Source organism: Vibrio sp. 2132-1, assembly GCF_033344315.1.
The window spans coordinates 1-588 of sequence record NZ_JAWPON010000592.1 but is presented as its reverse complement, the minus strand read 5'-3'; the positions used below and the strand labels follow the sequence as shown (position 1 = coordinate 588).

1 protein-coding gene is annotated in these 588 nt (G+C 46.1%); it reads left to right on the top strand.

Annotation, left to right across the window (positions count from 1 at the left end; all coding sequences use genetic code 11):
* A partial coding sequence (locus R8N47_RS26840) for a MucB/RseB C-terminal domain-containing protein (RefSeq protein WP_318186316.1) occupies positions 1-571 on the top strand: 571 nt, incomplete at its 5' end.
* Between the last annotated feature and the right edge of the window lie 17 nt (positions 572-588).

The window sequence follows — 588 nt, the reverse complement described above, 5'->3', positions numbered from 1 at the left end:
GCGTGCGCGTGAAGCCGGTGTTCCAACTCAGGTATTACGCATTGTGCCGAAAGACGGACTACGTTATTCCTATGTCCTTTGGATTGACGAAAAGAGCAAATTGCCACTTCGCGCCGATCTTGTCGATCGTGATGGCGAGATGCTAGAGCAATACCGCACGATCTCTTACACAGTAAACCCTAAAATTGCAGAGTTGATGAGCGGCCTTGAAGACGTTCAACTTCCTGCTGTGCTTACAATGCCGAAAGGTGAAATTGGCACGAGCAATTGGACTGTGGGCTGGACTCCAGACGGTTTTCATCCAAACGATCTCAATCGCTACCGTATGGCATCAACAGACCAAATGGTAGAAAGTCAGTTGTATTCTGATGGCTTGTTCAACTTCTCTGTTTACGTAGCAAACAAAGATGAGCATTCATTAAAAGGACAACTGGTTCGTCAAGGCCGTAGAACCTTACACAGTTTTGTGAATGGTGATTATGAAATCTCGGTGGTCGGAGATATTCCGCCAGCTACGGCGCAGCGCATTGCTCAATCTGTCACATTTAATGTAACAAAGAGTAAGCAATAATGATGACTGCGTTAGCT